Source organism: Roseateles paludis (assembly GCF_039872745.1).
In the GTDB taxonomy this organism is placed as follows: Bacteria; Pseudomonadota; Gammaproteobacteria; order Burkholderiales; family Burkholderiaceae_C; genus Pelomonas; species Pelomonas paludis.
The window spans coordinates 609,497-628,508 of record NZ_JBDPZD010000002.1 but is presented as its reverse complement, the minus strand read 5'-3'; the positions used below and the strand labels follow the sequence as shown (position 1 = coordinate 628,508).

Genomic DNA, 19,012 nt, shown 5'->3' with positions numbered 1-19,012 from the left:
GAGAGACGATCATGTCCTTGATGCGACAGGTGACCTGGCTGGTGCTGGGTGTGGCACTGGCAGCGCTGCTGGGCGCGCTGGGGGTCTCGACCCTGAGCGCGCGCAATCTTGTGCAAAGCCAGCTCCAGCTCAAGAACGCGGACAACGCGCAGACGCTGGCGCTGGCGATGTCGCAGCAGGGCGGCGACGAGGCCTTGATCAAGCTGCTGGTGTCGGCGCAGTTCGACACCGGGGCCTATGAGCGCCTGCGCTGGCTGGGCCCCGATGGCCAGGTGCGCTTCGAGCGCGGCGAGGGCGCGCGGGAGAGCCGGGCGCCGGCCTGGTTCCAGCAGCTCGTGCCCATCAGCGCGGCCGATGGCGTGGCCCAGGTGTCGAGCGGCTGGCAGGCGGCCGGTGCCGTCGAGGTGCGCAGCCACTCGGCCTACGCAACGGACGCGCTCTGGGCCTCCTGCCGCCTGATGCTGATCTGGCTGGCCGGCGTGACGGTGGTGGCCCTGATGGCCGCCTGGTGGACGCTGCAGCGCATCCGCCGCCCGCTTGACGCCGTGGTGGCGCAGGCCGAAGCGGTGATGGGCGGGGTCTACAACCAGGTGATGGAGCCGCGCATGCCCGAGTTCGCGCGGCTGACCCGGGCCATGAATGCCATGGTCGGGCGGGTGAAGGCCTCCTTCGACGCCCAGGCCGGGCAACTGCTGGTGCTGCGTGACCAGGTCCATCACGACACCCTGACGCGCGTGGGCACGCGCAAGCACTTCCTCGCTGAGTTCGGCTCGGCGCTGGAGCGCGACGAAGGCCCGATGGACGCCGGCCTTTTGCTGCTGCGCCTGTGTGACCTCTCGGGCTTGAACGCGCGCCTCGGGCACGCCCAGACCGACGAGCTGCTGTGCGCGCTGGCCGATGCGCTCAAGGTCTACCCCGAGCGCGTGCCGGGCTGCTTGATCGGGCGGCTCAACGGCAGCGACTTTGCGCTGTGGCTGCCAGCGGCCCAGGTGATGGCCGAGACGGCGCAGGCCATTGCCGATGCGCTGCGTGCGACCCTGCCGGTGTTTGGCCCGCAGGTCCGCGTCGTGATTGGTGCGGTGGAGCTGCCGCGCGCACGGCCAGCCGCTGTGTGGCTGGGTGAGGCCGATGCGGCGCTGGCACGCGCCGAGAACCGCAGCACCGGCCCCGTCGAGGTGGTGGCCGAGCTGCGCAGCGTCGGGGCCCAGCAGGGCGAGGGTCAGTGGCGCCAGCAGTTGCAGGACGCGCTCGCCCAGTCGCGCGGGCGCTTGGTCGAGTTCCCGGTGCACGACCGCACCGGCCGTGTCTTGCACCTCGAATGTCCGCTGCAGTTGCAGCTCAAGCCCGATGAGGACTGGCTGCTGGCCGCGCGTTGGCTGCCGCTGGCTCAGCGTTCGCGCCTGACGGCGGGCATCGACCTGCTGGCGGTGCGGCTGGCCTTGTCGGCGATCGCGGCGGACGGCGCGGCGCGTTGCGTCAACCTGGCGCCGGCCAGCCTGCAGGATGCGAGCTTCCTGCCGCAGCTGCGGGAGCTGGTGCTGGCCGCACCGCAGGCTGCGCGATCTCTATTGCTTGACTTGAGCGAGGCGGCAGCCACCCAGCACTTTGAGCTGCTGGTCGAGGTGGGCCGGCAGTTGCGGCCGCTGGGCGTGCGCCTGGGGCTGGAGCATGCCGGCGCCGGCCTGGCCCAGGTGGACCAGCTCTTCCAGGCCGGGCTCGACTACGTGAAGCTCGATGCCGCCGTGGTGCGCGGCGTGGCCGGCGACCCGGCACGCGTGGCCTTTGTGCGCGGCATGGTCATCATGCTGCGCAGCCTCTCGCTCAAGGTCTACGGCGAAGGTGTCACCGAGGCGCTGGACGCCCAGGCGCTCTGGGATTGCGACCTGGACGGCCTGACCGGCCCCTGGGTGACTGAAAGCAGCAGCTCAGAGCACCTCTGACGCAAAGTCCGCGAGGCGCGAGCGCTCGCCGCGCGCCAGCGTGACGTGGCCGCTGTGGGCCCAGCCCTTGAAGCGGTCCACGGCAAAGGTCAGGCCTGAGCTGCCTTCGGTCAGGTAGGGCGTGTCGATCTGCGCCAGGTTGCCCAGGCAGACGATCTTGGTGCCCGGGCCGGCGCGGGTCACCAGGGTCTTCATCTGCTTGGGCGTCAGGTTCTGCGCCTCGTCGATGATCAGGTACTTGTTCAGGAAGGTGCGGCCGCGCATGAAGTTCAAGCTCTTGATCTTGATCTTGCTGCGCACCAGGTCGTTGGTGGCCGCACGGCCCCATTCCCCGGCACCGCTGTCGCCACGCGCCAGCACTTCGAGGTTGTCGTCGAGGGCGCCCATCCAGGGGCTCATCTTTTCTTCCTCGGTGCCGGGCAGGAAGCCGATGTCCTCGCCCACGGGCACCGTCACGCGGGTGACGATGATCTCGGTGTAGCGGCGCTCATCCAGCACCTGCGAGAGGCCGGCAGCCAGGGTCATCAGCGTCTTGCCCGTGCCGGCCGTGCCGGTGAGGGTGACGAAGTCGCACTCCGGATCCATCAGCAGGTTGAGCGCGAAGTTCTGCTCGCGGTTGCGCGCGGCCACGCCCCAGACGGCGTGCTTCTGGTGACCGTAGTCCTTGAGCGTCTTGAGCACGGCCGACTTGCCGGTGATTTCGGTCACCTTGGCATAGAGCGGCGTGGCGCCCGGCGCCTCCAGGTAGACGAGTTGGTTGATCAGCAGCGAAGGCACCAGCGGCCCGCTGATCCGGTAGAAGGTCGTGCCGCCTTGCTGCCAGCTCTCCATGGTCTTGCCATGGCGCTCCCAGAAGTCGGCCGGCAAGGCCTGGACACCGGTGTAGAGCAGGTCGGAGTCTTCCAGCGCCTTGTCGTTGCGGTAGTCCTCGGCAGGGAGGCCCAGCGCGCGGGCCTTGATGCGCATGTTGATGTCTTTCGACACCAGCACGACTTCGCGGCCGGGTTGTTGGTCCTTCAGCGACTGGACGACGGCCAGGATCTGGTTGTCGGCCTTGCCCTGGGGCAGGGCCTGGGGCAGGGTGGCGTTGATCGGCGTGGTCTGGAAGAACAGCCGGCCCAGGGCCTCGCGGTGGCCGGTCGAGCTGAGCGGCAGGCCTTTGACCATTTCCTCGACGCCTGCGCCCTCCAGGCTGGCGGCCAGGGTGTCCAGGTCACGGCTGACCTGGCGCACATTGCGCGCCACTTCGGTCATGCCCTTCTTGTGCCCGTCCAGCTCTTCCAGCGTGATCATGGGCAGGAAGACGTCGTGCTCTTCGAAGCGGAAGATGCACATCGGGTCGTGCATCAACACATTGGTGTCGAGCACGAAGAGCTTGGTCGGGCCGGTGGGCTTGCGGCTGCGGGTGTTGCTCGCCGCCTTGGGTGCCGCCGCAGGCTTGGACGGCTTGGCGGCTTTGGCCTGGGTGGCGGGGGTGCCACCGGCGGCGCGGGCCACTGGCGTTGGCAGCTGCACCACCTCGGCGGTGGCGGCCACTGGCGGCGGCGTGGCCGGCGGCTCGTTCAGTGGGGTTGGAGACAGGTCGTTCGCGTAGGAGGAGACGTCGAGTCGGGAGGCGCGTTGTTTCGGGGCTTTCGGCAGTGGCATGGATCAGTGCAAATCGAAGGCACCCCACGCGATCCCGGCCCTGAAAAGCAAAAAGCCGCGCAGGATGAGCGCGGCTTTTGCTGAGGGCGGCGAGATTTCGACTCGGGGCATGCTTTGATTATGCACATGCCCCGTGGCGCGAATGCTTCAGGCCGCTTCCTTCTTGAGCGATTTCACGGCCTTCAGGACTTCGTCCACATGGCCGGCCACCTTGATGCCGCGCCATTCGCCCACCAGCACGCCAGTGGGGCTGATCAGGAAGGTCGAGCGCTCGATGCCCTTGACCTTCTTGCCGTACATGATCTTGTTCTTGACCACGCCGAACATGTGGCAGAGCTTTTCTTCCGTGTCGGCGATCAGCTCGAACGGCAGTTCGAGCGACTGCTTGAACGCGTTGTGCGAGGTCATGTTGTCACGCGAGACGCCGAAGACAACGGCGCCGGCCTTGACGAAGTCCTTGTGCCGGTCACGGAACTGCATGGCTTCGGTCGTGCAGCCCGGCGTGTTGTCCTTGGGATAGAAGTACAGCACGACGGAACGGCCAAGGAAGGCCTTGTCAGTGAACTTCACACCGCCGGTGGCCAGGGCCTCAATTTCCGGTAGCTGTTTGTTGAGCGAAGGCGTCATGAGGAGTGCGGCAAGGGTGGGCCAGATGATCGACAGCTCGTGGCCGCCGCTCGGGAGGCAATAGCCAGCAATTATAGGCGAGCACGGCCTTATGCGTACTCCCAAGATTCACATTGCCGGTGCGGCGGTGACTCGGACTGGGCGCTGAGCCCTGCGTGCACCGATGCGGTGCAGCTTGGTGGACTGCGCCGGACAGTCCCGCTAGCAGTCTGGCTCAGGCCGTCTCGATCAGCAGTGCGGCCACCACCCGGCGGCGCTCGCTGGCGAGCACGTTGTAGGTGCGGCAGGCGGCCGCCAGGTCCATGGTTTCCAGGCCGACGCGGGCCTGCACCAGGGCACGCCACTGGTTCGGGTGCGCAAAACGCAGCCGGTTGCCACTGCCAAACACCACCAGTTCGGGGTCGCCCACCAGCAGCGCCTCAAAGTCAGCGGGCTGCAGGTCTTCAAAGCGCGTGGGCCGCCAGCGCAGCACCTCGCCCTGACGCGGCACGATCAGGCTGTGGTTGTAGAGCTGCCCGTTCACCCAGATGCCTTGGGCGTCGTGGCGATGGATGTTGTTGCTGTCGCTGACATCGTCGGGCTGGAATTTCATGCCGCGAGTGTCGCAAAGACCATGGCTGACACCTCGTCTGGCGAAGGGCGAGGATTCGCGTCCCACGTAAACTTGAGGGTTGCTGCGCCGCAGCCTCTCGCTTTCCGGAAAGCCCCAGGAGCCCCCTTTGAAACCCCTCGTCAAATCCAGCAAGCTCGCCAGCGTCAGCTACGACATCCGTGGCCCGGTGCTGGACAAGGCGCGCCAGATGGAGGAAGAGGGCCAGAAGATCATCAAGCTGAACATCGGCAACGTGGCCGCCTTCGGCCTGATGCCGCCGGACGAGATCGTGCAGGACATGATCCGCAACCTGCCCGATGCCGCTGGCTATACCGACAGCAAGGGCCTCTTCGCGCCGCGCAAAGCCGTCGTGCATTACACGCAGCAGCAGGGCGTCAAGGGCGTGTCGGTGGACGACGTCTACCTGGGCAATGGCGCGTCCGAGCTGATCCAGATGGCGATGAACGCCCTGCTCAATGACGGCGACGAAGTCCTGATCCCCGCGCCGGACTTCCCGCTCTACACCGCCGTGGTCGGCCTCTCGGGCGGGCGCCCGGTGCACTATCTGTGCGACGAAGGCGCGGGCTGGTTGCCCGACCTCGGCGACATCGAATCCAAGATCACCCCGCGCACCCGCGGCATCATCGTCTGCAACCCCAACAACCCGACCGGCGCGCTCTACCCGCCGGACCTGCTGCTGGGCATCATCGAGATCGCGCGCAAGCACGGCCTTGTGATCTTTGCCGACGAGATCTACGACAAGACCCTCTACGACGGCAACGTCCACGTCAGCATGGCCAGCCTCGCTGACGACGTGCTCTTCGTGACCTTCAATGGCCTCTCCAAGAACTACCGCTCCTGCGGCTACCGCGCCGGCTGGATGGTGGTGAGCGGCGAGAAGCGCCACGCCCGTGACTACATCGAAGGCCTGAACATGCTGGCCTCGCTGCGCCTGTGTTCCAACACGCCGGGTCAGCTCGCCATCCAGACCGCTTTGGGCGGCTACCAGAGCATCAAGGACCTGGTCGCGCCCACCGGCCGGCTCTGCCGCCAGCGTGACCTGGCGCACGACCTGATGTCGGCCATCCCGGGCGTCAGCGTCGTCAAGCCCAAGGCCGCGCTCTACATGTTCCCGCGCCTCGACCCCAAGGTCTACCCGATCCAGGACGACCAGCAGTTCGCCTACGAGCTGCTGGCCGAGGAGAAGGTCTTGATCGTCCAGGGCACCGGCTTCAACTGGGTCGCGCCCGATCACTTCCGCCTCGTCTTCCTGCCCAATGTGGACGACCTGCGCGAGGCCATCGGGCGCATCGAGCGTTTCCTGGCGGGCTACCGCCGTCGTCATTCCTCCTGAGCTTTTCTCTCCCCCTTTGACCATGCAATCCATCAAGGTCGGCCTCATCGGCTTCGGCACCGTCGGCAGCGGCACGCTGCACGTTTTGCAACGCAACCAGGCCGAGATCCGCGGCCGGGCCGGCCGGGGCATTGAGATCGCCATGATTGCCGCGCGCAATGCTGAGCGCGCCAAGACCATCCAAGCCCAGGTGGGTGCCAGCATCCCGGTGACGGCCGATGCCAACGAACTCGTCAACCGGGCGGACATCGACATCGTCGTCGAGCTCATTGGCGGCATGGAGCCGGCCAAGAGCCTGGTGCTGCAGGCCATTGCCAATGGCAAGCACGTCGTCACCGCCAACAAGGCCCTGCTGGCCGTGCATGGCACCGAGATCTTCGAAGCTGCGCGCGCCAAGGGCGTGGTGGTGGCCTACGAGGCCGCCGTGGCCGGTGGCATCCCCATCATCAAGGCCCTGCGTGAAGGCCTGGCCGCCAACCGCATCCAGTGGCTGGCCGGCATCATCAACGGCACCACCAACTTCATCCTGTCCGAGATGCGCGGCAAGGGCCTGGACTTCGGCACTGTGCTCGCGGAAGCCCAGCGCCTGGGCTATGCCGAGGCCGACCCGACCTTCGACATCGAAGGCGTGGATGCCGCCCACAAGCTGACGCTGATGAGCGCCATCGCCTTCGGCGTGCCCGTGCAGTTCGACAAGGCCCACATCGAGGGCATCAGCAAGCTCCAGGCCGCCGACATCAAGTACGCCGAACAGCTCGGCTACCGGATCAAGCTGCTCGGGGTCACCCGCCGCCGTGAGAACGGCATCGAGCTGCGCGTGCACCCGACGCTGATCCCCTCCACCCGACTCATCGCCAATGTCGAAGGCGCGATGAACGCCGTTGTCGTGAACGGTGACGCCGTGGGCAGCACACTGTTCTACGGCAAGGGCGCCGGCTCCGAGCCCACGGCCTCTGCGGTCGTTGCGGACCTGGTGGACGTGACCCGCCTGGCCACCGCCGACCCCGACCACCGCGTGCCTTACCTGGCCTTCCAGCCCGACGCCATCACCAACACGCCGGTGCTGCCCATCGGCGACGTGCAGACGGCTTTCTACCTGCGCCTCGTGGTGGCCGACCAGGCCGGCGTGCTGGCCCGCATCACCACCATCCTGGCCGAGCACGACATCTCCATCGACGCCGTGCTGCAACGCGAGTCCGCCGAGGGCGAGCGCCAGACCGACGTCATCATCCTCACGCACGACACCGTCGAGGGCCGGATGACCGAAGCCCTCGCCAAGATGCAAGCCCTGGCCACCGTGCTGGCCCCCATCGTCAAGCTGCGCAAAGAAGAGTTGGCCTGATCCTGATGAAGTACCTAAGTACCCGTGGCGATGCCACGCTCCGCAGCTTTTCCGACATCCTGCTCGAAGGCCTCGCGCCCGATGGCGGCCTTTATCTGCCGGCCAGCTACCCCAAGGTCAGCGACGCCACCCTGCAGCGCTGGCGTGGCCTGAGCTATGCCGACCTGGCTTTCGAGATCCTCTCGCTCTACATCGACGACATCCCGGTCGATGACCTGCGCGCGCTCGTGCGCAAGGTCTACACGCCCGAGGTGTTCGGCACGAAGGAGATCGTCCCGCTCACGCGCCTGGGCAACAGCGGCATCGCGCTCGAAGCCCTGTCCAACGGCCCCACGCTGGCCTTCAAGGACATGGCCATGCAACTGCTCGGCGCCTTGTTCGAGTACGAGCTGGGCCGCCGTGGCGAGACGCTCAACATCCTCGGCGCCACCTCGGGCGACACCGGCAGCGCGGCCGAGTACGCGATGAAGGGCAAGCAGGGCGTCAATGTCTTCATGCTCAGCCCCAATGGCCGCATGAGCCCCTTCCAGCAGGCCCAGATGTTCAGCCTGCAGGACGCCAACATCCACAACCTCGCCGTCGAGGGCGTGTTTGACGACTGCCAGGACATCGTCAAGGCCGTCAGCAACGACCTCGAGTTCAAGCGCAAGTGGCGCATCGGTACGGTCAACTCGATCAACTGGGCGCGCCTGCTGGCCCAGGTCGTCTACTACTTCGCCGGCTACTTCCAGGCCACCAAGAGCAATGCCGAGAAGGTGTCGTTCTGCGTGCCCAGCGGCAACTTCGGCAACGTCTGCGCCGGCCATGTGGCCCGCATGATGGGCCTGCCGGTCCAACGCCTGATCGTCGCCACCAACGAGAACGACGTGCTCGACGAGTTCTTCCGCACCGGCGGCTACCGCCCGCGTGCTGCGGCTGAGACGCACGAGACGTCGAGCCCCTCGATGGACATCTCCAAGGCCAGCAACTTCGAGCGCTTCATCGCCGACCTGCTGGGCCGCAATGGTGATGCCGTCAAGGCGCGCTTCACGGCCAGCAGCTTCACGCTGTCCGCCGAAGAGCGCGGCAAGATCGCCGACTTCGGCTTCACCTCCGGCCGGAGCACGCACGCCGACCGCGTGGCCACCATCCAGCGCTGCCATGCAGAGTTTGGGGTCGTGATCGACCCGCACACTGCGGATGGCCTCAAGGTGGCGCTTGAGAAGCGTGACCCGGGCGAGACCGTGATCGTGCTGGAGACTGCGCTGCCCGCCAAGTTCGAGGCCACCATCCAGGAAGCCCTGCACCAACCGGCTCCGCGCCCCAAGGGCTTTGAGGGCATCGAGTCCCTGCCCAAGCGCTTCCAGGTCGTGCCGGCCGATGTGGCCACCATCAAGGCCTACATCACTGCAAATGCGTGATTGCCACCCACCCCGTACCCGCTTCGCGGGTCCTGCAGACCGCGTTGGGCCAGCGGCCCAACTCCTCGGCAGGCACAAGCCGCCCACAGGGCGCCTTGTGTCCGGCCTCAGCCCCCTCAAGGGGGCGCTGCCAGTGGCCCGGCCAAGCCGGTTCCACGGCAGCCGTTGGAGGGGCGCTGGCCGTGCCGGCCAAGCTTTCGGGGTGAGTTGATGTTGAGCCTGGACGACGCGCTCGCTGAGCTTCTGGCGGCCTTGCAGCCGCTCAGCGGGTCAGAGCAGCTGCCCACCAGCAGGGCGCTCGGTCGGGTGCTGGCTCAGGATGTCGTCTCGGTCTGCGATGTGCCACCAGCCGACAACTCGGCCATGGACGGCTATGCGCTGCGTGCGCAGGACGCCTCGCAGCCGCTGCCGGTGACGCAGCGCATCCCCGCTGGCGCCGTGGGCCAGCCGCTGGCAGCGGGCGAGGCCGCGCGCATCTTCACGGGCGCGCAAGTGCCGCCGGGTGCGGATGCCGTCGTGATGCAGGAGCAGACCGAGCTGATTGACGGCCAGTTGCACGTTCGCGCGCCCGTCGCGCCGGGCCAGCACATCCGCCGCCAGGGCGAGGACGTCCGCACCGGCAGCACCGTACTGCCCGCCGGCACACGGCTTGACGCCATCGCGCTGGGCCTGGCGGCCACAGCTGGCGCTGCGCAGGTCACGGTCAGCCGCCGTCCGCGCGTGGCGCTGTTCTCGACCGGTGACGAGCTGGTCATGCCCGGCGAGCCCCTGCCGCCCGGTGCCATCTACAACTCCAACCGCTTCCTGCTGCGCGGCCTGCTGGAGCAACTGGGCTGTGAGGTGCAGGATCTCGGCATCGTGCCCGACCAGCTCGACGCCACGCGCGCCGCCTTGCGCGACGCTGCGGCCAAGGCCGACCTCATCCTCACCTCGGGCGGTGTGTCCGTGGGTGAGGAGGACCACCTGCGCCCCGCCGTGCAGGCCGAAGGCGAGCTGACGCTGTGGGCGCTGGCCATCAAGCCCGGCAAGCCCTTTGCCTTTGGTCGTGTCGGCAGCTCCTGGTACATGGGCCTGCCCGGCAACCCGGTGTCCAGCCTCGTCACCTTTTTGCTGCTGGTGCGGCCAGCCTTGCTCAAGCTGCAAGGCGCGACGCGGCTGCAGCCCCTGAGCGTGACCCTGCCCGCCGGCTTCGACTGGCCGCGCAGCGACGTGCGGCGCGAGTTCATCCGAGTGCGCGTGGGGGCTGACGGGCGCCTGGAGCGCTTCGGTAACCAGAGCTCGGGCGTGCTCAGCTCGGCCGTCTGGGCCGATGGTCTGGCCGACCTGGCACCCAGCACCCCGTTCACCGCCGGCACGCCCGTGCGCTTCATCCCCTTCTCGGGCCTGCTCGCGTGATCACCGTGCGCCTGCGCTTCTTCGCCTCGCTGCGCGAGCAGCTGGGGGCCGAAGGCAGCCTGCAACTGCCAGCCGGCAGCACCGTCGCCCAGGCACGTGACGCGCTGATCGCCCAGGGCGAACGTGAGGCCAGTGCCCTGGCACGCGGCAAGGCAGTGCGCGCAGCGCTCAACCAGGCACTGTGCGCCGAGTCCGCCGTGCTCCAGGACGGCGACGAACTCGCCTTCTTCCCGCCCGTGACGGGCGGATAAGCCTCTGATGCAAGGCCTGCACCTTACGGCCGACCTGAGCGGCGTGGACCCGGGCTTGGCGCTGATGCGTGACCCTGAGGCTCTGGCTCAATGCTGCCGAGAGGCTGTGTTGGCATCGGGACTCCTGGGCGTGGCCGAGTTGACGCACCGGTTCGGACCTGCCGAGGGCCAGAGTGGTGTCACCGGTGTGGTCCTGCTGGCCGAATCGCATGTCGCCGTGCACACCTGGCCCGAGCTCGGCGCAGTGACGCTGGACGTCTACGTGTGCAACTTCGGGGCCGACAACAGCGCAAAGGCGCGCCGGCTTATGGACCAACTGCTACAACGGTTCGATGCTCGCGAGCTGGCCATCAACGAATTGCGCCGCGGTGGCGGAGCGCCAGCTCGTCACGCGCGTCAGGCGAACGGGGTCATCGCGTTCTGCCGCAATCTTGCGTTGCTCATGGCGATGGTGTGGTTGGCCGCCGCGCTCGCCGTATGGGCGGACGGCGAAAGCTGGGCGGCAGATTTGCCCCAAACCTGGAGCTACGAAACCCGGCATGCCCTGGCCGTCAACCTGTCTGTGGCCGCAGGCGCGGTCATTGGCAGCCTCGTGCTTTCACTCCTGCTGCTGTCCCGCAGACCTGCGATCTGGGTGATTGGCTTCGGGATCGTGATGGCGGCATTGAACACGTGGTCGCATCTGACCTGGGTCAGTGGTGCGGGCCTGTATCAGCTTCAGTTCGGTCCGGGACTTATGTGGGGGCCAGTAGCCATTGCGTTGGCCGTCCTGACCGGCATGCGGCTCGCCACGGCTGCAAATCGATGGCTGCGTCGACGCTCGGGGTGACGGCGCGCTGTCCCTACCTGGCCCGAGGCGGCTGGCGCGACCCTGCAGGTCTATGTCTGCACCTACGGTACAGACAACTCGGCCAGGGCCGCCTGCTGCGCGGCGCTCAGGGGCGCGGCTGACCGTCCATCCAGGCGGCGCGGATCAGCCGGCCGCAGTAGGCCGAGGCCGCACCGGGGTGCAGGGCCGTGTCGTCGGGATTCGGACTGCGTTGCTCGCGGGCCAGCACGCCGTAGAAGCGCTTGTCGGCGCTGATCCAGGGGTAGAAGCCGAAGGCGCCGGCGCTGCTGAAGGCGCCGTCGCCGTGCTGCGGGTCGTCCTCGACCCAGTGGCCAAAGCTGTAGCTCCAGGCCTCGTCCAGCGGCACCGGCGTCTTGATCGCCTCGCTGGGGCAGACGGTGGGATTGGTGCAAACCTTGTGCTCGCCCAGCAGCTTGCTGATCTGTAGCTGGCCGCTGACCATGGCTTGCAGCAGGCGGGCGTAGTCGCCGGCCGTGGTGCGGCCGCCGCCGGCCGGCTGAGCCTGGGTGTAGTCGAAGCGCCAGCCGGCGCCGATCACGGGGCTCAGCGTCTGATGCAGTGCCAGCGCCAGGCCGTCCGGGCCGAGCTGCCCGAGGCCCATCAGCACCGCGTGTTCTTGCATGTGGCCGCCGCTGTAGTCGAACTTGCCGACCGTGGCCGGGTTTTGCTGCCCGCGCCCGTTGAGCGGCGACGACTGGCAGGCCGCCACGCTTTGGTTGGGGCCGCAGATGAGGAAGTTGGTGTAGCCGGAGCGGAAGTTCATGAAGCTCCAGTCCATCGCGCTGGGCAAGCCCTGGCGGCGCTCGGCCACGAAGGCGGCATAGACCCATTTGGACGCCGAGGCGATGGCCATGGGGGTGTTGCGCTGCGGGGCCTCGGCGCCGGCTGGGCCTACCGAGCCACCAGCCAGTGGCACGCGGCCATTGCCGACTTCCCAGTAAAAGGGCTGCACGGCCACGCAGTTGGCAGCCTTCTCGGCCGTCAGGCGTGCAGCGGCTACACGTTGGTCAGGTGTGGGGTCGGCGTGCGCGGCGCCAACGATCAGGAGCAGGACGAGGGGGCGAAGCGAGGGCATGGCGGGTCTCCGGTTGACGATGAAGGCATCGTGTCCGGGTCAACGCCGATCAGGGGTATCCGGTTGAGTGGCAATGCTTGCAAGCCCTGACAAAACCGGTCGCCTTGAAAGACTTTGTCATCAATTGGTGGCCAGGCCGCAGCGCCGCGCCGGGTTGGCTTCCTAACATCGCGCCATGTCCGCCCGCATCTTGATCGCTGACGACGAGCCCGAGCTGCGCAACCTGCTGCAGCGCTACCTCAGCGAGCAAGGCCTGCAGGCGCGTGCCGTGCCAGACGCGGCGGCGGCCGAGGCCCTGCTGGCGCGCGAGCGCTTTGATGTCCTGGTGCTCGACCTGATGATGCCGGGCGAGGACGGCCTGGCTTTTTGCCGCCGCTTGCGCGTGGCCGGCGAGACCATCCCCATCCTGATGCTGACGGCACGCGGCGAGATGGTGGACCGGGTGTTGGGCCTGGAGATGGGGGCTGACGACTACCTGGCCAAGCCCTTCGCGCCGCGCGAGCTGCTGGCCCGCTTGCGGGCGCTGGTGAGGCGGCAGCAGCAGCTGGGTGCCCACCTCGGGCCGCAGAGTGAGGAAGCGACGCGCTTTGGCCCGTTCACGCTGTTCCCAGCGCAAAGGCGGCTGGAGCGGGACGGGCAGGAGGTCGCCCTCAGCACGGCCGAATTCCAGTTGCTCAAGGCACTGGCCAGCCAGCCGCATCGCCCGCTCGGGCGCGAACGCCTGTTGACCCTGGCGCATGGCGACGACCACGGCGTCAGTGACCGCAGCCTCGATGTGCAGGTGATGCGTCTGCGCCGCCTGATCGAGGACAACCCCAGCCAGCCCCGCTACATCCAGACCGTCTGGGGTCTGGGCTATGTGTTCGTGCCCGCATGAAGAGCTTCTGGCCACAGAGTTTGTTCGCCCGCAATCTGTGGCTGATTGCGGGGCTGGTGGTGCTGGCGCAGGTGGTCAATGGCTGGGCCTTTCGCGAGGCGGTGCTGCGGCCGCACGTCAATGAGTCGGTGGCGGACGCGGCGCGCAGCTTCGAGGCTGCCCGGCAGGCCCTGGTCCTCATGGCGCCGGCAGAGCGCGCGGCGTTCGTGCGGCGCTTCAACGAGCGAGCCGAGCCCGACGACAGGCCGGCGCTTGGGCGCCGCATCGGGCTGATCGAGCGTGCCTACATCCAGGCGCTGGAGCGGCGCCTGGGCGGGGCCGAGGCTCCAGCCAGCTGGCGACTGGAGGCCGATGGGACCTTGAGTTTTCGCGTCGCGCTGGCCGAGCCCGGCGAGGTGTACTGGCTGCGGGTGCCGCGCCCCTTGTCGGGCCATCATCTGGTGGGCCGCTGGCTGCTGGGCAGTGCCTCGGCGCTGCTGCTGGCGCTGCTGGGGGCCTGGCTGATTCAGCGTCGGCTCAACAGGCCGCTGAGCCGGCTGGTGCAGGCCAGCGAGGCACTGGGTCGGGGGCAGCGCCATGTCGAGCTGGCAACGGACGGCCCGACCGAGATTGCGGCCCTGGCCCACAGCTTCAACGCCATGAGCGCAGCCCTGGCGCGCGGCGAGCAGGAGCGCTTGCTGATGCTGGGCGGGCTGTCGCACGACCTGCGCACGCCGCTGGCCAAGATGCGCCTGGCCAGTGAGCTCTTGCGCGACGGCGGGCGCAGCGACCCGGCCCTGCTCGACAGCCTGGAGCGCGGCCTGCAGGACCTTGACGGACTGCTCACCCAGTTCCTCGCCTATGTGCGGACGGCCCACGGCGACCACGCGAGCCGCGAGGAGGCGCCCGTGCCGCTGGAGCTGCATGCGCTGCTCGCCGAGGTGGCCAGCTTGAGCCCGCATCGCGCGGCCACCAGCGTGGTCGATGCCGAGCGCGTGCACCTGCTCGCCCGGCCGCAATCGCTGCGGCGCCTGGTGCTCAACCTGCTGGTCAACGCCCAGACCCACGGGGAGCCGCCCATCGAGCTGGCTTGCGGGCAGGCGCCGGGTGGTCCGTGGCTGGAAGTGCGGGACCGCGGGCCCGGCATTGCGCCGGAACGTGTGGCCGCACTCAAGCGCCCGTTCGCACGGGGCGATGCGGCGCGCAGCGGCCCTTCGGGCTCGGGCCTGGGCCTGGCCATTGCCGAGCGCTTGGCAGCGGAGGCCGGTGCCCAACTGCTGCTGTTGCCGCGCGAGGGCGGCGGGCTGGTGGCGCGGGTCGAGTGGCGGGTGCCGGCGTAGCCGCCTTAAGACGTCACCACGCGCGCTGCCGACACACCCGCCGTGTAGGCCTCTTCAAACACCGAGTAGCCCGCCAGGTCGCTGTGCGCAAACGCGATGCGGCCCTGGGGCTGGGTCAGCGCCTGCAAGGCTGCCGCGCTGCGCGTGCCGGGTGTCGGGATGCTCATCGCGTGGCCGAAGCGGCAGAGGTCGATGCGGGCGAGTTGCTCGCGCAGGTCGGGGTGGGTGGGGGCGAGGTCGGCCAGCACGGCGTCGGCCCATTGCTGCCAGGGCGCTTGGAGCAGGGCGCCGCGCTGGCTGTCGGGCAGGGCCAGGTAGGCGGTGAGCAGTGGGGGCTGGGGCGTGGGGTCGAGCGCCTGGTGGCGGGCGTTGACATAGCCGAGCAGTCGGGTGCTGCCGTGGCTGACGTTGTCCCAGCTGGGCGGGGCACCGGGGTGGTCGATCAGGGGCTCGCGCAGCAGCAGGTTGGCGGTGAGCCAGGGGGCGTGCTGCTGGCGCAGGCTTTGTAGCGCCGCCGGCGGCGTGCGCAGCAGGCGGCGGGCGACGAAGAGCGGCGTGGCCAGCACCACGTGGCGGGCACGCCAGCGTTCCAGGCGCTGCTCGGGCACCTGCCAGGCCAGCACCTCCACACCCTCGCGCTCCTCGCTCACCTGCAGGGCCACGCGGTCCAGGTGCAGGTGGGGGTGCAGCGGCTGGGACAGACGCTCGGCCAGCCAGGCATTGCCTTCGGGCCAGGTCAGCACGGGCTCGCGCTCTGCCGTCTCGTCGCCGGGGGCATGGAAGCCGTGGCGGCTCGCAAAGTAATGCAGGCCGGCCCAGGCCGAGACGGTGTCGGCGGGCGCGCCGAAGTCGTCGCGGCAGCAGTAGTCGAGGTACCAGCGCAGGCGTGGGGCGGTGAGGCCGTGCTGATCGAGCCAGGCCGCGAAGGTCTGCGCATCGAGCGCCGCGTGCCCGGGCGTCCAGCGTGCACGGCGGGTGGGCATGGCAAAGCCAAGCTGGCGCTGTGCCTCGGCCACCAGGTTAGAGAAGCGGCGGTACTGGGCCAAGGTGTCGGGGCTGTCCGCAGCGGGGAGCAAGCCGTCCTGCCAGGCGCCGTCGATGAAGAGGCGCTCCTGCGGGCTGTGGCAGAGGTGTCGCTCGTCCCACATGGCTCGGCCGAGCTGCTGGCGCACCAGGCCCAGTTCTTCCAGCAACTGGTAGACCTCGCGGGCCTCGGGCCCGGGCAGCGGCAGGTAATGCGCGCCGATCGGGCAGCGTGCGCCGGCCAGTTGGTGGCCCCGGCTGTTGCCTCCGGCCGTGGGCTCCAGGTCGAGGATGGCGACGTCGTCCACGCCACGCCGCTGCAGCTCGCGGGCGCAGGCCAGGCCGGCAATGCCGGCGCCGACGATGAGCACATGGGCCTGGCGTGGCGTGGCGGTCGATGCCGACGGTAAAGGCTCGCGCAGCCGGTGCCCGCGCTCCGGGTGGGTGCCGACCCAGCCGCCTTGCAGGGGCGGAAGGTCAGGGGTGCAGCCGCTGGCCAGGGCGCCGGCCGTCAACAGCAGCGATCGGCGGCTGAGCCCGTTCAATGAACCTTGCCCCACTCCGCTTCGAACTCCTGCACGAGGATTTGGTTCGACAACCGGTTCACCTCGGTCGGCACGCGCGCCATGTCGGGCGGGAAGTCGAAGAGCGCAGGCAGGCTGGGCACGCTCAAAAAGCGCAGGCCCGCTGGCAGTTGCTTGGGTGCGCTGAAGGGCCGGCGCGAGGCCAGCACAAAGCCCCATTCGCCAAAGCTGGGCACGTGTGCGTGATAGGGCGTGGCCGTGAGGCCGACGGCCTCGACCGTGCTCACCACCGTCCAGAAGCTGCGTCGCGCGATCAGCGGCGAGGTGGTCTGGATCACCGCAAAACCACCGGCGGCCAGATGCTGGTCGACGAGGGCGTAGAAGCTCGTCGTGTAGAGCTTGCCGAGCGCGAAGTTGGACGGGTCGGGGAAGTCGATCACCATCACGTCGAAGGTCTCGGTGCTTTGCTCCAGCCAGCCAAAGGCATCGGCATTGACGATACGCAGCTTGGGACTGGACAGTGACTCGCCGTTCAGCGCAGCCAGCTTGGGGTTGCTGCGGAACAGGCCCGTCATGTGCGGGTCCAGCTCCACCAGGGTCACCTGCTCGACGCTGGGGTGCTTGAGGATCTCGCGCACCGCGAGCCCGTCGCCGCCGCCCAGCACCAGCACGCGTTTGGGCGCGCCGTGTGCCGCCATTGCGGGGTGCACCAGAGCCTCGTGGTAGCGGTACTCGTCCCGCGAGTGGAACTGCAGGTTGCCGTTCAAGAAGAGCCGCGTGCCCGCCCGGCCCTCGGTCACGACGATGCGCTGGTAGGGGCTGCTTTGCTTGAAGACGATGCGCTCGCCATAGAAGCGCTCCTCGGCCCAATCAGTCAGCCTGTCAGCGCCCGCCCAGGCCACGAGCAAAACGAGGGCGCTGCCGGCGGTGGCCAGCCCGAGGCTTCGGCGCGCGCGCAGGTCGGGGCGGAACAACCAGCCCGCCCAGCCCGCCACTGCCACGTTCAAGAGCCCAAAGGCCAGGCCCGTGCGCACGAGGCCCAGGTGCGGCACCAACAGCAGCGGGAAGGCCAGCGCCACCAGCAGCGCGCCCAGGTAGTCAAAGGTCAGCACCTGCGAGACCAGGTCCTTCAGCGCATAGCGCTGCCGGAAGTGCTGCTTGAGCAGGCGCATCACCAGCGGGATCTCCAGCCCCACCAGCGTGCCCACCAGCAGCACCAGCGCATAGAGCAGCGTGCGAAAGACCAAGCCCTCGCCCGGCGGCAGCAGGTTGTGCGCGGTGAAGAGTGCCGCCGGCATCAGCCCGCCCACCACGCCCACCAGCAGCTCCACCTGCAGGAAGACGGCCGCCAGCTGCCGCTCCACAAAACGCGACAGCCACGAGCCCACGCCCATCGCAAACAGATAGACCCCGATCACGGTGCTGAACTGCAGCACCGAGTCGCCCAGCAAATAACTCGACAGCGCACCCGCCGCCAGCTCGTACACCAGCCCGCAGGCCGCGATGACAAAAACGCTGGCGAGCAGCAGCAGCTCGGCCGCTGAGACGCGCGAGCTGGCCGCCGGGGGCGTGGAGGGAGCCGTCACACCACGCGGTCGAAGTGCTCCACCAGCGGCGGCTGGGCGAAGTAGCCGCCGATCAGGCCGCGCCACTCGATGAACAACGGCCCTTGCCGGAAGCCCACGTTGTGCGCCTCGATGCTCTCCCACTCGATCTGCAGCACATAGCGCTCCGGCGTTTCGACGCAGTGATGCACCTGGGCGCGGATGAAGCCTGCAGCCTTGGGCAGCACGGTGGCGACGCCCTTGGCGATGGCGGCTTCAAAGCCGGCTTGCTGGCCAGGGAGGATGCGGATGTCGGCGATTTCGAGAACCATGGGGGCGGGGTGTCTGAGGGGGGTGACGGAGTGTCGCTGAGCGCGGGCGGGGTGTGCGTGGCGGTGGTGCGGCTTGCGAATTGGTGAGGACGGTCTTGTTGCGTCGGATCTGGCGAGAGGGCAACAGCCTAGCTTGCAGTCCTGGCGGACATTTGCGGGTGCGTCGGGGTGAGTCGTTAATGTTTGCTTTCAACATTGGGGTTGAAATTCATGCGCCTCTGGGTAAATTGCCCGCATGCATGTGCACCGTCTCAACCTGCAGTTGAACGAGGACTTGGCAGCCGCTCGCGCGGTTTACCTTGACGTGCCCGCCTATGCGCTGAGTGCGTTTGGCGCGCTGCGCTCAGCTGAGGTTGTAGACAAGGCGCTGACGGATGCCTTTCCTGCTGATAGCACCCCCGAGCAGCGCCTTAGCTTCCTAGGGTGCAACAAGGATCAGCCGCAGGTGCTGGCTCAAGTGGTGGTCGGGTTTCCGACGCCTGACGTCCTGGGCCTCACGCTGTTGCTGGTTCGGCAGGGCGTTCAGCGCCGGCACCTGGCTTGTGAAATGCTGGACAGGTTGAGCCGCCAAGCTAGGCGCTGGCCGGGCATTCAGCGTTGGCGTACCTTCGTGCTCGAAAGCAATGCAGCCGCCAATGCCTTCTTTGGGCACAGTGGCTTCATGGTCGCAACGCCACCCCAGGTACTGCGTGGTTTTCATGAAGGCGCTCGCTGCCTTGAGCGGCCCATCAAGGCCCGGCCCGTCTGTCGTGGCGGGCACGGACAGGGCATCAGCCATGCTGCCCGGGTGACCGTGCCCGATGGGCGTGTGCGCGTTTGGTGAGTTGACCTTGGCGCCTGCCACCCCGCACGCAGGGTCTGTTTGAACGGCCGCAAATTGGTAGGCAGTGGCGAGGTTGCGAAGGTCCGCAAGGGATCTC

General features: G+C 68.3%; 17 protein-coding genes. 10 read left to right on the top strand and 7 right to left on the bottom strand.

Going from position 1 to position 19,012, the window contains the following annotated elements; genetic code table 11:
- The first annotated feature begins 11 nt into the window (after window positions 1-11).
- Window positions 12-1,940, top strand: a complete 1,929-nt coding sequence (locus ABDJ85_RS08830) for a bifunctional diguanylate cyclase/phosphodiesterase (RefSeq protein WP_347704386.1) — start codon at window positions 12-14, stop codon at window positions 1,938-1,940.
- Here the strand turns inward: ABDJ85_RS08830 and ABDJ85_RS08825 are convergent.
- The 3 genes from ABDJ85_RS08825 to ABDJ85_RS08815 all read right to left on the bottom strand — a co-directional run bounded on the left by ABDJ85_RS08825 (window position 1,926) and on the right by ABDJ85_RS08815 (window position 4,806).
- On the bottom strand, window positions 1,926-3,587 hold the full coding sequence (locus tag ABDJ85_RS08825; protein WP_347704385.1) for a PhoH family protein: 1,662 nt from the start codon (window positions 3,585-3,587) through the stop codon (window positions 1,926-1,928). The genes ABDJ85_RS08830 and ABDJ85_RS08825 overlap by 15 nt on opposite strands.
- 147 nt (window positions 3,588-3,734) lie before the next feature.
- Window positions 3,735-4,214, bottom strand: coding sequence for a peroxiredoxin (locus ABDJ85_RS08820; RefSeq protein ID WP_347704384.1), 480 nt, complete (start codon window positions 4,212-4,214; stop codon window positions 3,735-3,737).
- A 214-nt stretch (window positions 4,215-4,428) separates the two neighbouring features.
- Window positions 4,429-4,806, bottom strand: coding sequence for an Mth938-like domain-containing protein (locus tag ABDJ85_RS08815; RefSeq protein WP_347704383.1), 378 nt, complete (start codon window positions 4,804-4,806; stop codon window positions 4,429-4,431).
- Between the two features lie 127 nt (window positions 4,807-4,933).
- On the opposite strand from ABDJ85_RS08815, the gene ABDJ85_RS08810 reads away from it, so the two are divergent.
- The 6 genes from ABDJ85_RS08810 to speD all read left to right on the top strand — a co-directional run bounded on the left by ABDJ85_RS08810 (window position 4,934) and on the right by speD (window position 11,377).
- The gene (locus ABDJ85_RS08810; RefSeq protein ID WP_347704382.1) at window positions 4,934-6,160 is read left to right on the top strand and encodes a pyridoxal phosphate-dependent aminotransferase; all 1,227 of its coding nucleotides are present in this window, start codon (window positions 4,934-4,936) and stop codon (window positions 6,158-6,160) included.
- A gap of 22 nt (window positions 6,161-6,182) precedes the next feature.
- Window positions 6,183-7,502: a homoserine dehydrogenase gene (locus ABDJ85_RS08805; protein WP_347704381.1), complete on the top strand. Its 1,320-nt coding sequence runs from the start codon at window positions 6,183-6,185 to the stop codon at window positions 7,500-7,502.
- 5 nt (window positions 7,503-7,507) lie between these two features.
- Window positions 7,508-8,902: a threonine synthase gene (gene thrC, locus ABDJ85_RS08800; RefSeq protein WP_347704380.1), complete on the top strand. Its 1,395-nt coding sequence runs from the start codon at window positions 7,508-7,510 to the stop codon at window positions 8,900-8,902.
- Window positions 8,903-9,112: 210 nt separating this feature from the next.
- Window positions 9,113-10,297: a molybdopterin molybdotransferase MoeA gene (locus ABDJ85_RS08795; protein ID WP_347704379.1), complete on the top strand. Its 1,185-nt coding sequence runs from the start codon at window positions 9,113-9,115 to the stop codon at window positions 10,295-10,297.
- Window positions 10,297-10,548, top strand: coding sequence for a molybdopterin converting factor subunit 1 (gene moaD / locus ABDJ85_RS08790; RefSeq protein WP_347704877.1), 252 nt, complete (start codon window positions 10,297-10,299; stop codon window positions 10,546-10,548). Before ABDJ85_RS08795 ends, moaD begins: the two co-directional genes overlap by 1 nt.
- 7 nt (window positions 10,549-10,555) lie before the next feature.
- Window positions 10,556-11,377, top strand: coding sequence for an adenosylmethionine decarboxylase (gene speD / locus ABDJ85_RS08785; protein ID WP_347704378.1), 822 nt, complete (start codon window positions 10,556-10,558; stop codon window positions 11,375-11,377).
- A gap of 106 nt (window positions 11,378-11,483) precedes the next feature.
- Here the strand turns inward: speD and ABDJ85_RS08780 are convergent, their stop codons facing one another.
- Window positions 11,484-12,473, bottom strand: a complete 990-nt coding sequence (locus tag ABDJ85_RS08780) for a serine hydrolase domain-containing protein (protein ID WP_347704377.1) — start codon at window positions 12,471-12,473, stop codon at window positions 11,484-11,486.
- Window positions 12,474-12,648: 175 nt separating this feature from the next.
- Between ABDJ85_RS08780 and ABDJ85_RS08775 the strand changes: the two genes are divergently transcribed.
- Entirely contained in the window at window positions 12,649-13,350 is a 702-nt protein-coding gene (locus ABDJ85_RS08775) for a response regulator (protein ID WP_347704376.1), read from the top strand.
- Window positions 13,347-14,669, top strand: a complete 1,323-nt coding sequence (locus ABDJ85_RS08770) for an ATP-binding protein (protein WP_347704375.1) — start codon at window positions 13,347-13,349, stop codon at window positions 14,667-14,669. The genes ABDJ85_RS08775 and ABDJ85_RS08770 overlap by 4 nt, the downstream gene beginning before the upstream one ends.
- A gap of 5 nt (window positions 14,670-14,674) precedes the next feature.
- Here the strand turns inward: ABDJ85_RS08770 and ABDJ85_RS08765 are convergent, their stop codons facing one another.
- From ABDJ85_RS08765 to ABDJ85_RS08755, 3 genes are read right to left on the bottom strand one after another with little or no spacing between them, the layout of a single operon-like run.
- Window positions 14,675-16,207: a flavin monoamine oxidase family protein gene (locus ABDJ85_RS08765; RefSeq protein ID WP_347704374.1), complete on the bottom strand. Its 1,533-nt coding sequence runs from the start codon at window positions 16,205-16,207 to the stop codon at window positions 14,675-14,677.
- A 26-nt stretch (window positions 16,208-16,233) separates the two neighbouring features.
- Window positions 16,234-17,802, bottom strand: coding sequence for a polyamine aminopropyltransferase (locus tag ABDJ85_RS08760; protein WP_347704373.1), 1,569 nt, complete (start codon window positions 17,800-17,802; stop codon window positions 16,234-16,236).
- Window positions 17,799-18,092 carry an antibiotic biosynthesis monooxygenase family protein gene (locus tag ABDJ85_RS08755; protein WP_347704372.1) on the bottom strand — a complete coding sequence of 98 codons (294 nt, stop codon included), beginning with the start codon at window positions 18,090-18,092 and terminating at the stop codon, window positions 17,799-17,801. Before ABDJ85_RS08755 ends, ABDJ85_RS08760 begins: the two co-directional genes overlap by 4 nt.
- A 235-nt stretch (window positions 18,093-18,327) precedes the next feature.
- Here ABDJ85_RS08755 and ABDJ85_RS08750 point away from each other — a divergent pair, with 235 nt between their 5' ends.
- Complete coding sequence (locus tag ABDJ85_RS08750; RefSeq protein ID WP_347704371.1) at window positions 18,328-18,915, top strand: GNAT family N-acetyltransferase; 588 nt, start codon at window positions 18,328-18,330, stop codon at window positions 18,913-18,915.
- Window positions 18,916-19,012 lie beyond the last annotated feature (97 nt).